Consider the following 12,529-nt stretch of genomic DNA (forward strand, 5'->3'; position numbering starts at 1 on the left):
CTTACTCCGGACGGATGTTCTTGCGCTGGATCAGCGCGGTCCACTTGGCGCGATCGGACGCGATCAGGTCGGCCAGTTCTTGCGGCGAACTGGGCGCCGCTTGCGCACCGAATTTTTCCAGCTTGCTGCGCACCGCTTCATTACCCAGCGCCGCGCGCACGGCCTGGTTCAGCTTGTCGACGGTGGCGGCCGGCGTGGACGCGGGCGCCACGATGCCATACCAGTTGTTGGATTCCACGCCGGCAATGCCTTGCTCGGCCAGTGTCTTCACGTCCGGCAGCAGCGGATGACGAGTGGGCGCCGCAATGCCCAGCGGCTTCAGCTTGCCGCCCTGGATATGGCCGATCAGGCCCGGCACGTCGCCGAAGAAGCCGGCCACCTGGTTACCCATCACGTCGTTGATGACGGGCGCGGCGCCCTTGTACGGCACGTGCAGCACGTTGGCCTTGCTGGCGTCTTCGAACATTTCCAAGGTCAGGTGCGGAATGCTGCCGATGCCCGACGAGCCGATCGCCACCGATTGCGACGCCGCCTGCGAGCGCTTGACGAAGTCGGCCGCGTCCGTCGCCGGGTTGGACGGGTTCACCACGAACACCGTGGCGTTGTTCACCACCCGCGAGACCGGCGCGAAATCACGCGCCGGATCGTAGGGCATGTCTTTGTAGAGCGCCGGGCTGATCGCCACCGCGCCCACGCTGGTCAGGAACAGCACCGACCCATCGCCCGGCGCCTTGGCCACATAGGCGGCGGCAATGTTGCCATTGGCGCCCGCCTTGTTTTCGACGATGACCTGCTGCTTGAGCTCTTTGCCCAACTGCTCGGCCAGCACGCGCCCCACCAAGTCCACCGGACCGCCGGGCGGGAACGCGATGATCAGGCGAACGGGGCCGTCGGCATGCGCCGCGCCAAAGGCGGCGAAACTCAGCACGGCGGCTGAAAGCACTTTCTTGAACATGGTGTCTCCTCGTTGAATCGAATTTTTATGGCTCGAAATTTTTACTGCTCGGCCGGCCACCGCGCTGCCGCGCAGCCGCCTGCCGTCTACACGAATCCGTACAGTCTTGCCGGGTTGTCCACCAGCACCCGCTGGCGCAGTCCGGCATCCGGGCACGCTTCAAAGAACGTGTCCACCAGTTCACCGTCATCGGGCATGTCGCCCGCCACGTTGGGATGCGGCCAGTCCGTGCCCCATAGACTGCGGTCCGGCATGGCCTGGGTCAGCGCGCGCACAAACGGGATGCCTTCGGCGAACGGGCGCTTGCCCGACGCGATACGGTCAATGCCCGACACCTTGACCCAGGCCTGGGGTACATCAGCCAGGCTCAGCAAGGCCCGCATTGCGGGCGATTCCAGCCCATCGGCCGCCTTCAGGCGCCCCATATGGTCCACGACAAACGGCACCGGCAGCGCCAGCAAGCGCGGCAACAGGTCGGGCAACATCGCCCCGTCCACGTGCAGGCACAGGTGCCAGCCCAGCGGCGCAATCAAGGCGACCACGTGATCGAACACGGCCGGGTCTGGTGCGCCGCCCAAGTGCGGCACGAAGTTGAAGCGCGCGGCGCGCACGCCGCCATCATGCAATTGCTGGACGCTGGCCGCCGTGGCGTCCGCCCCCAGCAAGGCCACGCCGCGATAGCGCCCGCCGCTTTGCGCCAGCGCATCCAGCAAGGCGCTGTGGTCCGAGCCGTGGCAGTTGGCCTGCACCACCACCGCGCGCTCGATGCCCAGGTGCGCATGCAGCGCGGCCATGGCCGCGTACGGCGCATCGGGCGGCGTGTACGACCGGCCCTCGGCATACGGGAACACATCGCCCGGCCCGAACACATGGCAGTGCGTGTCGCAAGCGCCCGGCGGCAGCGTGTGGCGAGGACGGGACGGAGACGCAAGCGGAGGACGGCAATCGGGCACAGTGAGTTCCTGCTGGGAAAACGCCATCGTCGCGGATTGCCGCGTGCCGAACAATGCTATATCTTTGATTTCAGATATAGATAATTCAAATATCCCATGGATCTGAAGCAGATCGAATACTTCGTCAGGGTGGCGGAACGACGCAGTTTCTCGCGCGCCGCCGAAATGCTGGACGTCGCCCAGCCCACCTTGAGCCGCCAGGTGCGCCTGCTGGAGCTGGAGCTTGGCCAGCACCTGCTCTACCGCAACGGCCGTGGCGCCGAACCCACCGAGGCCGGCTTGCGCTTCCTGGAGCATGCGCGCGCCCTGCTGACCCTGGCCGAGCGCGCCAAGGAAGATCTGCAAACGCTGCGCGCCACGCCCACGGGCAAGGTTGTGGTGGGCTTGCCCCCGCGTATCGCCCGCGTGCTGACTCCGCCGCTGGTGCAGGCCTTTCGCCGCGGCTTCCCCGAAGCCTCTATCGCGGTCGCCGAAGGCCTTAGCGCCCAGGTGCGCGAATGGCTGCTGGCCGGGCGGGTCGATCTGGCGCTGCTGTATGACCCCGCGCCCTCGCCCCAGCTTGCCTACGAATCGCTGTTCCGCGAAGACCTGGTGCTGGCCGCCGCCGCCGGCCACCAGCCGCCGCTGCCCGCGCGCGTTGCCGTGGCGCAGTTGGGCGACTATCCGCTGGTGCTGCCCAGCCTGCCCAACGCCATCCGCACGCTGGTCGAAAGCGTGTGCCGCGCGCAGGGCGTGCGCCTGAAGGTGGCCGCCGAGGTGGACGCCGTGCAGACCATCGTGGAACTGGCCGCGCAAGGCGACGCCTATGCCATTCTTCCGCGCTCGGCCGCGCGCGGCCCGGCCGCCGAACATGCCTTGTCGCTCTGCGACATCGGCTCACCCACCATCACCAACAATCTCGTGCTGGCCAGCGCCCGCCACCGGCCCGCCACCCGCCTGGCGACAGCCACCGGGCAACTGATCCGGCAACTGGATTTATCCAAGCTGTTCGCGCCGGGGGCCTGAGCGCTCGCGTGGGGCGTCGCGGAATGGGGAATACCGGCGTGGATCTGGTCGCCCCAGGCAAAAGAGTTAAAATGCCCGCACTCTTTCTTGTTTGGCGGCTTGCTGCTGTCAAAGCCTTTTGTCAAAGTCCTGTTGGCGTCTCACCTCAAACAATGACCACTATCCTCCCGAACCTTCCTACCGGCCAGAAGGTCGGCATCGCCTTTTCCGGCGGTCTCGACACCAGCGCGGCCCTGCTGTGGATGCGCAACAACGGCGCCATCCCCTACGCCTACACGGCCAACCTGGGTCAGCCTGACGAATCCGACTACGACGAGATCCCCCGCAAGGCCCTGGCCTACGGCGCTGAAAATGCCCGCCTGATCGACTGCCGCGCGCAGTTGGTGGCTGAAGGCATTGCCGCCCTGCAAGCGGGCGCGTTCCACATCTCGACGGCCGGCATCACCTACTTCAACACGACGCCCATCGGCCGCGCCGTCACCGGCACGATGCTGGTGGCCGCCATGAAGGAAGACGACGTCAACATCTGGGGCGACGGCAGCACGTTCAAGGGCAACGACATCGAGCGCTTCTACCGCTACGGCCTGTTGACCAACCCGGACCTGAAGATCTACAAGCCCTGGCTCGACCAGCGCTTCATCGACGAACTCGGCGGCCGTTCGGAAATGTCCGAATACATGCGCCAAGCCGGCTTCGACTACAAGATGTCGGCCGAAAAAGCCTACTCGACCGATTCCAACCTGCTGGGCGCCACCCACGAAGCCAAGGACCTGGAACAACTGAATTCCGGCATCCGTATCGTCAAGCCCATCATGGGCGTGGCGTTCTGGCGCGACGACGTGGCCGTGAAGGCCGAAGAAGTCACGGTTCGCTTCGAGGAAGGCCAGCCGGTTGCCCTGAACGGCGTGGAATACAGCGACCCGGTTGAACTGCTGCTGGAAGCCAACCGCATCGGCGGCCGCCACGGCCTGGGCATGAGCGACCAGATCGAAAACCGCATCATCGAGGCCAAGAGCCGCGGCATCTACGAGGCCCCGGGCCTGGCGCTGCTGTTCATCGCCTACGAACGCCTGGTCACCGGCATCCACAACGAAGACACCATCGAGCAGTACCGCGAAAACGGCCGCAAGCTGGGCCGCCTGCTGTACCAAGGCCGCTGGTTCGATCCGCAAGCCATCATGCTGCGTGAAACGGCCCAGCGCTGGGTTGCCCGCGCCATCACCGGCGAAGTCACCATTGAACTGCGTCGCGGCAATGACTATTCGCTGCTGAACACCGAATCGGCCAACCTGACGTACGCGCCGGAACGCCTGTCGATGGAAAAGGTTGAAAACGCCCCGTTCACGCCGGCCGACCGCATCGGCCAACTGACCATGCGCAACCTCGACATCGTCGACACCCGCGAAAAGCTCTTCACCTACGTGAAGACCGGTTTGCTGGCGTCCAGCGGCACGTCGCTGCCCCAATTGAAAGACGCGGCCAAGAAGAAGTAACTCTTCAGCGCCAACAAAAAACCCCTCGATGATTCTCATCGAGGGGTTTTTTTTATTGCGCCGGCATCGCCATGGCAGCCGACGCACGATGAACTGATCGGCCCGCTACAGCTCTACCTGCATGCCCATTTCCACCACGCGGTTGGCGGGAATCTTGAAGAACTTCGTACTGCGCGTCGAGTTCCGGGCCATGAAGGAAAACACGGCGCGCCTCCAACGCAACAGCGCGGGCTTGCGTGCGGCCACCACCGTTTGGCGCGACAGGAAATACGAGGTGCGCATCGGCTCCAGATCCAGCTCGGGATACGCTTCGGCCACCAAGCGCAGCGCCTCCGGCACATCCGGATCTTCCTTGAAGCCGTAATTCACCGTTGCCGTCCAACTCGACGACGACAGCTTGTTCACCACGAAACGCTCTTCGGGCGAGATGTACGGCACGTCGGCCACCAGGATCGTCAGGAACAGCACATGGTCGTGCAGCACCTTGTTGTGCTTCAGGTTATGCAGCAGCGCGGGCGGCACGTTGCCCGAATTCATCGTCATGAAGATCGCGGTGCCCGGCACGCGCGATGGCGGGTATTGCTCCAGTTGCTCCATGAATTCCTTCAGCGGCTGGCGGTCGCGTTGCTGCATGTCCGACAGCAGGCGGCGTCCGCGACGCCACGTCATCATCAGCGTGAACACCACAATGGCCACCAGCAGCGGCAGCCAGCCGCCTTCGTGGATCTTGAACACGTTGGCCGAAAACAGCAGCACATCAAACAGCAGCAAGAAGCCCAGGACAGCGAACCACGCCATGCGCTTGATGCCCGTCGTACCGCGCGGCAGCACGGCGAAAGCCAGCACCGACGTGGTCAGCATCGTGCCCGTTACCGCGAACCCATAGGCCGCGGCCAGGTTGTCGGAATTGCGGAACAACAGCACCAGCACCAGCACCGCGCACAGCAGCAGCGCGTTGACCTGCGGCAGATAGATCTGGCCCTTTTCCACGGCGGAGGTATGCAGGATCTGCATGCGCGGCCAAAAGCCGAGTTGGACCGCTTGGCGCGTGACGGAATACGCGCCGGAAATCACGGCTTGCGACGCCACGATGGTGGCGATGGTGGCCAGTGCCACCAAGGGCACCAGACCCCAGTCCGGCGCCATCAGGAAGAACGGGTTGCGGATGGCCTCCGGGTTGCGCAGCAACAGCGCGCCCTGGCCGAAATAACACAGCGTCAAGGCCGGCAACACCATGCTGAACCAGGCGCCGCGTATGGCGGGCCGACCGAAGTGGCCCATGTCGGCGTACAAGGCCTCGGCACCCGTCAGCGCCAGCACGACGGCGCCCAGCAGCACGAAACTGATCAGCGGAAATTCGACGACAAAGCGCAGGCCCCACATGGGGTTCAAGGCCGCCAGCACTTCCGGGGTCTGCCAGATCTGCCAACCGCCCAAGGCGGCCAGCGTGCCGAACCACAGCAGCATGACCGGGCCGAACAGCTTGCCCATCAAGCCCGTGCCATGCGATTGAATCGCGAACAAGGCCACCAACACCACCAGCGCTATCGGCACCACCCAGCGATCCAGTGTGTGCGACACGATGCCGATGCCTTCCAGCGCGGACAGCACCGAAATGGCAGGCGTGATCATGCTGTCGCCATAGAACAGCGCCGCGCCGAATATCCCCAGCACGATCAGTACCCAGCGCAGCTTGCCTTCGCGTGCCCGCACCGCCAATTCCAGCAACGCCAGCGTGCCGCCTTCGCCGCGGTTGTCGGCGCGCAGCACCAGCGTGACGTACTTCAGGGACACCACCAGCATCAGCATCCAGAACAGGATGGACAGCACGCCCAGCAAGTGCGCGGGCTCCAGGTCGGTGTGCACGCTCAGGCCGGTCAGGCAGGCCCGCAGCGTATACAACGGGCTGGTGCCGATGTCGCCATACACAACGCCCAAGGCCCCCAGGATCAGCGCCGCGCGCGACGACGGCGCATGCACGCCGCCCGCATGGGCGCCGGTCGGGGAAGGGACACCAGCCGAGGCTTGGCTCATGATCGGAGTTCTTGACGAGTAAGTTGAGCCCCTTTGCGGGGGCCGGGGAACACGACGGACAGCCGTGTTCCAGAGAAGTCGGGGCGGCTGGTCAGCTTCCACCAGGCGCCATGGGCGTGCGCGATCTCGCGCACGATGGCCAGCCCCAGGCCCGAGCCGCCGGCCGTGGCGGTGGGCGAACGGTAAAACGCTTCAAACACACGGTCGCGTTCCTCGGGCGGAATGCCGGGGCCGTCGTCCTCGACCGTCAACGACGGCGGGTTGGCGCCCACAATCAGCGTGATGCGGCCGGTTTCGTTGCCATAGCGCAAGGCGTTGTCGATCAGGTTGCTGAGCAGCTCGGCCAGCAGCAAGGGGTCGGCATCGATCCAGATCGGGGCGTCCGGCGCCACCAGATCCAGTTCGTAGCGCGCCTCGCGCACGCGCGGAAACCACTCGGCGCCATGCACCCGCACCCATTCGCACAGGTCGATGCGCACAAAGCTGTCTTGCGGCCGGGCATTGGGGTCGGCGCGCGCCAGCACCAGCAATTGCTGCCCCAGGCGGATCATGCGGTCGCTCACGGCCTTGATGCGTTCGGCGCGCGCTCGGACATCGTCGGGCAAGGGGCGCGCCAGCATCAGTTCGGATTCCAACCTCAGGCCGGACAAGGGGGTGCGCAGTTGGTGCGCGGCATGGCCGATAAAGCGGCGCTGCGCCGCCAGCGAGGCATCCAGGCGCAGCAGCATGTCATTGGTGTGCGTAACCAGGGGCTCGATCTCGACCGGCACGCCGGCCACTTCCAGGGGCTGCATGTCGTCAATGGAGCGCTGCCGGATTTCCTCGGACAGATGGTTCACCGAGCGCAGCCCGGACCGCACACCCTGCACCACCACCCAGGTGAACAGCGCAATCAGCGCAATCTGCCCCACCACCATCAGCCAGAAGAAATCTTCGAGCATCCAGAGCGACATGTCGATCTTGTGCGTGATCACCCATGTGGCCGCCAGGTCCAGCAGGACAAGCAGCAGAATCGGGGGCATCAAGCGAATGACAAGATGCCGGGCAAGCGAGCGGGAAGGGAGCAAGGGGCGAGTGGGCGTGGGAGCAGAAGGAGTGCGTTCGTGCGTCATGACGCGATACCCTCGCTTGGGCGGATGAAAGGGCGCAGCCGGAACCTGCCGGCGGCGCCAGGCCCGTCAGGCCGTTTCCACATCCAGCATGTAGCCGAAGCCGCGCACCGTCTGGATGCTGGCGCCGGTGCCTTCCAGGCGTTTGCGCAGGCGGTAGACATAGACTTCGACCGCGTTTTCGCTGAAATCGGCATCCCAGGCGGACAGGGAGTTCACAATCTGGCGCTTGGTGACGACACGGCCCACGCGGGCCATCAGCATTTCCAGCACGGAGAGCTCGCGCACCGACAAGGACAGGCGTTGGCCATTGGCGCGCACCTCGCGGCCGACCGTGTCGAACACCAGCGGGCCGACTTCGATCAGGGGTTGCGCCTGGCCCGCGCGCCGCCGGCCGAAGGCACGCACGCGCGCCGCCAGCTCGGGCAGTTCAAAGGGTTTGGTGACGTAATCGTCGGCGCCGGCGTCCAGGCCCGCAACGCGGTCTTCGATTCCGTCGCGCGCGGTAAGGATCAGTACGGGGACTTGATTGCCGTCTTGGCGCAACTGCCGCAGCACATCTAGCCCGCTCATGCCGGGCAAATTTAGGTCGAGCAGCATGAGGTCGTAAGGCTGGCCAGCCAAGGCGCCCAGCACTCGGTCGCCTTCGGTCAGCCAGTCGACCGCATAACCCTGGTCGGCCAGGAATTCCTGGAGCGCATGGCCCAGGGTGGTGTCGTCTTCGATTACCAGAACTCGCATGCCGCGATTCTAGCGCGATCCGAAAAAAAAGGGGCGCGAAATGCGCCCCTTCCCTGGATTCGTTCACCCGCCGGACGGCGCCCCGGCAGGAGCCGGGGTGGCGCTGCCCGGGGTTGCCCCAGCCGGCGCTTCGCCAGTCGCGGCGCCGCTGGAGGGCGGCGTCGTGATGAACCCGATGCGCGACATGCCCGAACGGCGCGCCGCGGCCATCACCTTGGCCAGCGTTTCGTAGCGCGTGTTCTGATCGGCGCGAATGCGGATTTCAGGTTGCGGCTTGGTGCCGGCGATCGACTTGAAGCGGTTGGGCAGGTCGTCAATATTGACCGGCTTTTCGTCCCAGAACAGCGCGCCGCTGGCATCAATGGCCAGGTCGACCGTCTTGGGTTCTTCCTCGATCTGCTCGGCGGCCACCTGGGGCATGTTGATCTTGATCGAATGCGCCAGCAGCGGGGCCGTGATGATGAAGATCACCAGCAGCACCAGCATGACGTCAATCAGGGGCACCATGTTGATCTCGGAAACCGTATGGCTTCCGGACCCTTTTCCCTCGAAGCTGCCAAAGGCCATTATTCGCTCCCGCGTTGAACCGCGGCGCCGTTACCGTTCTGGCGGCGCAGGGCGCGCACCTTGCCGTCGGACAGCATCACTTGCTGGCCGGTGGTCAGGAACGCGAACAGGTCATGGGCAAAGGCGTCCAGGCGCGACAGGAACACGCGGTTGTTGCGCACGAAGGTGTTGTACGCCAGCACCGCGGGAATGGCCACGGCCAGACCCAGGCCCGTCATGATCAGGGCTTCGCCCACCGGACCGGCGATGCGGTTGATGGTCACGCCGTCGGACAGGCCGATACCGACCAGAGCGTGATACACGCCCCACACCGTGCCGAACAGGCCGACGAACGGCGCGGTGGAACCCACCGAGGCCAGCACCGTCAGGCCGTTTTCCAGCTTGGCGGTTTCTTCGTCGATCACCTTGCGCATGGTGCGCGTGACGAAATCGGAGTTGCTGCCCGACTCTTCCAGCTTGGTGGCGCCGAACTTATTGTGGTGCGCCTGCGCGTGCATGGCGTGGCTGGCCAGGTGCGAGAACGGATCGCGCGCGCCGTGCGTGCTGATTTCGTGCTCGACCTGCTCCAGCGAGCTGGCGTTCCAGAACTTGTTCAGGAAGTCCGCCGAACGCTTGCGCATGCTGACATTGCTGGCGGCCTTGACCAGGATCAGGTACCAGGTCACCAGCGACATCAGGATCAGGATGACGAACAGGCTCTTGCCCACGAAGTCGCTCTGGGCGACAAAGTGCAGGAAGCCCATGTCGGGGGTGGCGACCGGGGCGGGCGCGGGCAGCGACGGCAGCGTGGCGGCGGCGCTTTGCAGCGCATCAGCCGATTGCTGAACGACGCCGGCGCCGGCCGTGGCGGCTTGTTGGGCTGCGGGCGCAGCGGCGGCGGCAGCCGGTGCGGCCGGGCTTGTCGTCGCCTGCGCCACCAGGGTGGCGCCATGCAGTGCGTTGGACATCTCAGTTCCTCATTACGAAATCGAACGGAATTTTGGCTTTGGCGGGATAGGCCACGCCGTTACGGGTATAGGGCTTGAACTTGGCCTTGCGAGCCGCGGTCAGCGCGGATTCATCCAGCCTTGCGAAGCCCGACGACGTGTCGATCGTTGCGCGTTCCACCAGGCCCTGCGTATTGATCTCCACCAGCACCAGCACCCGCCCCTCTTCCCGCATGCGGCGCGAAGCCATCGGGTAGGTAGGCATGGGCCGCGCGCCCTGGAATTCGATGCTAGACACCAGCACAGGCTGATCGGGCGGCGGACCCTGCTGCGGGCTTGCCGAAGCCTGGGCGCCATCGACCGCGCCCGTGGGCGGTGTCTGTGGCGGCGGCGTCTCCGGCTTGGGCTCGGGTTTGACTTCCTGCTTGGGTTGCGGCTTGGGTTTGGGCTTTGGTTTGGGTTTGGGCTTCGGCGCCGGCATCGGCGGCTTTTCAACCACCGGCTCGGGCTCGGGTTCCGGTTCGGGCTTCAATTCAGGCTCGGGTTCGGGCTCGGGTTCCGGCTCGATTTCGGGCTGCGGCTCGGGCGGAGGCTCAACCACCGGCTGCGGCGGTTCGGGCGTGGGTTCAGCCTTGGCGACCTGCGGAATGGGCGCATCGACCAAGCTGACCATGACGGCCTCGGGTTCCTCAAGCTCAGGACGAGTCGTGGGCGCCATGAAAATGGCTCCGATCACAGCCGCGTGAAGTGCGACAACCGCCAGCCCGGCGCCAGCGCGTATACCAAATGAAGACGGCGAAGAGGAATTCGAACCGCGTTGAAAACTAGGCATGAATCAGCCAGGGTGCATTGACTTATCCGGCCAGCTAGACGAAGACGCCGCCCAAAAAAAAGCGGCATCTGCCAGCCGGTACAAGCCGATCATAATATCTTAAATGCGAATGATTCGCACGTTCTATTTCGTCTGGAATAGCGTAACACTGCCCTACCGGGTCAAACCAGAAAGCTCAAAACGTGAACAAGAAAGCTTGCGCAAGCGCAAAGAAGGCAGGCGAACGAGCCTGGCGCGGCGCCAAAAGCAAAAAACCCGCCACGTTGAGGTGTGCGGGTTTCGCTTGGAGAACTGGCAGAAATGCGAATGTTGCTTTTGGTGGGTGCTACAGGGGTCGAACCTGTGACCTACGCCTTGTAAGGGCGCCGCTCTACCAACTGAGCTAAGCACCCGATCCTGACACTTTCAGTGCTGCTTGAACACGATGACTCGTTCAAGGCAGTGACCAATTCGCAGCCAACTCGGGGTACTCAAAAGCAATACGCGGGCCGGAGTATACCGGACCGCGTCATTGTCGGCAAATCGCGTGGGGCCGGTGCCCGGCGATTGCCTTGCCGTCAATTAGTTGACGGCGTCCTTCAGGGCTTTGCCCGGACGGAACTTCGGCACCTTGGCCTTCTTGATCTTGATGGTCTCGCCCGTACGCGGGTTACGGCCGGTGCGAGCAGCGCGAGCCGACACGGCAAACGTGCCAAAGCCAACCAACGTTACCGTGCCGCCTTTCTTCAGCGTGGTCTTGACGGCACCGATCAGGGCGTCGAGCGAACGGCCGGCGGCAGCCTTGGAGATATCGGCCTTGCTGGCGATGTGATCGATGAGTTCAGTTTTGTTCATTCAGGTGTACCCCTCACAAGGTATGGAGTCTGGCGAGACCGTGGGGTTCATGGCTGTCATGAGGGGACGCCACCAACTAATCGCAAGGTCCGACAAACGACGAACAGACAGTGGATAGACTTTTCTTGCGCTGCAAAAGCACAACTTTTAAACTGCTGCGCCGCTTAGGATTTGATGGCATAAATGCCTTCAAACCGTCAGCGACGCAGAGGTGTATTAGGCCTTGGCGCAGAGCCGCTGTCAAGCAAAAACCTCACCACAACCCGCGCCAATACTAGCTTTTAGCCGCTTTCGCAATAAACACAAACGCGCATTTCGGGGTTTGCGCGACACCAAAGAAAACACTTCAAGCCTGAATCAAACATCCGCCCAGCGGCGCAGCAAATTGTGATAAATGCCGGTCAGTTGCACGATCGATGCATGCCCCGCCACGTCCTGATTCAGCCGCTGTATGGCCACGTCCATGTCCAGCAGCAATGCGCGCTGGCTATCCTCGCGCACCAGGCTTTGCATCCAGAAAAACGAACTGACACGCGCACCGCGCGTCACGGGGTTCACCTTATGCAGGCTGGTGCCCGGGTACAGCACCATATGCCCCGCGGGCAGCTTCACCGCACGCGGGCCATAGGTGTCATCGATGACGAGTTCACCGCCATCATAGGAATCAGGTTCCGAGAAAAACAGCGTGGCGGACAAGTCCGTGCGCACGCGCTCGGCCGTGCCCGTGATGCCCCGCACCGCGTTATCGACGTGGTAGCCAAAGGCCTCGCCGCTTTCATAGCGGTTAAACAGGGGCGGGAAGATCTTGCGCGGCAAGGCGGCTGACATGAACAGGTTGTTCGTGGCCAGCCGCTGCAGGATCAGGTTGCCCAGTTCCTGGGCCAGCGGATGCTGTTCGGGCAACTGGCGGTTGCGCTTGACCTCGGCGGACTGATAGCCCGCCGTGACCTTGCCGTCCACCCATTCGGAGGCATCCAGCCGCTGGCGGATATCAGCCGCCTCGTCGGGCGTGAAAACGTCTGCAATCTGTATAAGCATGAGCCGGAGTCCTTGAAACGTGCCAGTCGCAAAGACGTCCGG

12 protein-coding genes and 1 tRNA gene are annotated in these 12,529 nt (G+C 64.1%); 2 read left to right on the forward strand and 11 right to left on the reverse strand.

The features are described from left to right. Position 1: 1 nt before the first annotated feature. Both M2361_RS20755 and M2361_RS20760 read right to left on the reverse strand, forming a co-directional pair. On the reverse strand, positions 2-955 hold the full coding sequence (locus M2361_RS20755; RefSeq protein WP_100857033.1) for a tripartite tricarboxylate transporter substrate binding protein: 954 nt from the start codon (positions 953-955) through the stop codon (positions 2-4). An 86-nt stretch (positions 956-1,041) separates the two neighbouring features. Further along, positions 1,042-1,908 carry an amidohydrolase gene (locus tag M2361_RS20760; RefSeq protein ID WP_259251585.1) on the reverse strand — a complete coding sequence of 289 codons (867 nt, stop codon included), beginning with the start codon at positions 1,906-1,908 and terminating at the stop codon, positions 1,042-1,044. A gap of 96 nt (positions 1,909-2,004) precedes the next feature. On the opposite strand from M2361_RS20760, the gene M2361_RS20765 reads away from it, so the two are divergent. Together M2361_RS20765 and argG are read left to right on the forward strand one after the other, a co-directional pair. Then, positions 2,005-2,913, forward strand: a complete 909-nt coding sequence (locus M2361_RS20765) for a LysR family transcriptional regulator (RefSeq protein WP_100857034.1) — start codon at positions 2,005-2,007, stop codon at positions 2,911-2,913. Positions 2,914-3,065: 152 nt separating this feature from the next. Beyond that, positions 3,066-4,406 carry an argininosuccinate synthase gene (gene argG / locus M2361_RS20770; RefSeq protein WP_259251586.1) on the forward strand — a complete coding sequence of 447 codons (1,341 nt, stop codon included), beginning with the start codon at positions 3,066-3,068 and terminating at the stop codon, positions 4,404-4,406. A 105-nt stretch (positions 4,407-4,511) separates the two neighbouring features. On the opposite strand, the gene M2361_RS20775 is transcribed toward argG, so the two are convergent. The 9 genes from M2361_RS20775 to M2361_RS20815 all read right to left on the reverse strand — a co-directional run bounded on the left by M2361_RS20775 (position 4,512) and on the right by M2361_RS20815 (position 12,487). Continuing rightward, positions 4,512-6,440: a potassium transporter Kup gene (locus M2361_RS20775; RefSeq protein WP_259251587.1), complete on the reverse strand. Its 1,929-nt coding sequence runs from the start codon at positions 6,438-6,440 to the stop codon at positions 4,512-4,514. Then, entirely contained in the window at positions 6,437-7,552 is a 1,116-nt protein-coding gene (locus tag M2361_RS20780; RefSeq protein ID WP_259251588.1) for a HAMP domain-containing sensor histidine kinase, read from the reverse strand. Before M2361_RS20780 ends, M2361_RS20775 begins: the two co-directional genes overlap by 4 nt. 66 nt (positions 7,553-7,618) lie before the next feature. Further along, the gene (locus tag M2361_RS20785) at positions 7,619-8,290 is read right to left on the reverse strand and encodes a response regulator transcription factor (protein WP_006218435.1); all 672 of its coding nucleotides are present in this window, start codon (positions 8,288-8,290) and stop codon (positions 7,619-7,621) included. A 63-nt stretch (positions 8,291-8,353) separates the two neighbouring features. Next, positions 8,354-8,857, reverse strand: a complete 504-nt coding sequence (locus M2361_RS20790; RefSeq protein WP_259251589.1) for a biopolymer transporter ExbD — start codon at positions 8,855-8,857, stop codon at positions 8,354-8,356. Further along, positions 8,857-9,804, reverse strand: coding sequence for a MotA/TolQ/ExbB proton channel family protein (locus M2361_RS20795; protein ID WP_100857039.1), 948 nt, complete (start codon positions 9,802-9,804; stop codon positions 8,857-8,859). Before M2361_RS20795 ends, M2361_RS20790 begins: the two co-directional genes overlap by 1 nt. Position 9,805: 1 nt before the next feature. Beyond that, entirely contained in the window at positions 9,806-10,615 is an 810-nt protein-coding gene (locus M2361_RS20800; protein WP_259251590.1) for an energy transducer TonB, read from the reverse strand. A gap of 316 nt (positions 10,616-10,931) precedes the next feature. Continuing rightward, positions 10,932-11,007 (reverse strand) — tRNA-Val (locus M2361_RS20805). Between the two features lie 169 nt (positions 11,008-11,176). Further along, positions 11,177-11,449 (reverse strand): HU family DNA-binding protein, encoded by a 273-nt coding sequence (locus tag M2361_RS20810; RefSeq protein ID WP_003812968.1) that lies wholly within the window; start codon positions 11,447-11,449, stop codon positions 11,177-11,179. Positions 11,450-11,806: 357 nt separating this feature from the next. Continuing rightward, complete coding sequence (locus M2361_RS20815; RefSeq protein WP_100857041.1) at positions 11,807-12,487, reverse strand: Fe2+-dependent dioxygenase; 681 nt, start codon at positions 12,485-12,487, stop codon at positions 11,807-11,809. Positions 12,488-12,529: the final 42 nt, after the last annotated feature.

It is taken from the genome of Achromobacter sp. JUb104 (assembly GCF_024806975.1).
Taxonomy (GTDB): domain Bacteria; phylum Pseudomonadota; class Gammaproteobacteria; order Burkholderiales; family Burkholderiaceae_B; genus Achromobacter; species Achromobacter spanius.

Excerpts from the sequence above, each read along its gene's own strand:
- M2361_RS20790 (WP_259251589.1), bottom strand. The coding sequence starts at position 8,857 with ATGGCCTTTGGCAGCTTCGAGGGAAAAGGGTCCGGAAGCCATACGGTT.
- M2361_RS20800 (WP_259251590.1), bottom strand. The coding sequence starts at position 10,615 with ATGCCTAGTTTTCAACGCGGTTCGAATTCCTCTTCGCCGTCTTCATTT.
- M2361_RS20785 (WP_006218435.1), bottom strand. The coding sequence starts at position 8,290 with ATGCGAGTTCTGGTAATCGAAGACGACACCACCCTGGGCCATGCGCTC.
- M2361_RS20810 (WP_003812968.1), bottom strand. The coding sequence starts at position 11,449 with ATGAACAAAACTGAACTCATCGATCACATCGCCAGCAAGGCCGATATC.
- M2361_RS20755 (WP_100857033.1), bottom strand. The coding sequence starts at position 955 with ATGTTCAAGAAAGTGCTTTCAGCCGCCGTGCTGAGTTTCGCCGCCTTT.
- argG (WP_259251586.1), top strand. The coding sequence starts at position 3,066 with ATGACCACTATCCTCCCGAACCTTCCTACCGGCCAGAAGGTCGGCATC.
- M2361_RS20795 (WP_100857039.1), bottom strand. The coding sequence starts at position 9,804 with ATGTCCAACGCACTGCATGGCGCCACCCTGGTGGCGCAGGCGACGACA.
- M2361_RS20775 (WP_259251587.1), bottom strand. The coding sequence starts at position 6,440 with ATGAGCCAAGCCTCGGCTGGTGTCCCTTCCCCGACCGGCGCCCATGCG.
- M2361_RS20815 (WP_100857041.1), bottom strand. The coding sequence starts at position 12,487 with ATGCTTATACAGATTGCAGACGTTTTCACGCCCGACGAGGCGGCTGAT.
- M2361_RS20765 (WP_100857034.1), top strand. The coding sequence starts at position 2,005 with ATGGATCTGAAGCAGATCGAATACTTCGTCAGGGTGGCGGAACGACGC.
- M2361_RS20780 (WP_259251588.1), bottom strand. The coding sequence starts at position 7,552 with ATGACGCACGAACGCACTCCTTCTGCTCCCACGCCCACTCGCCCCTTG.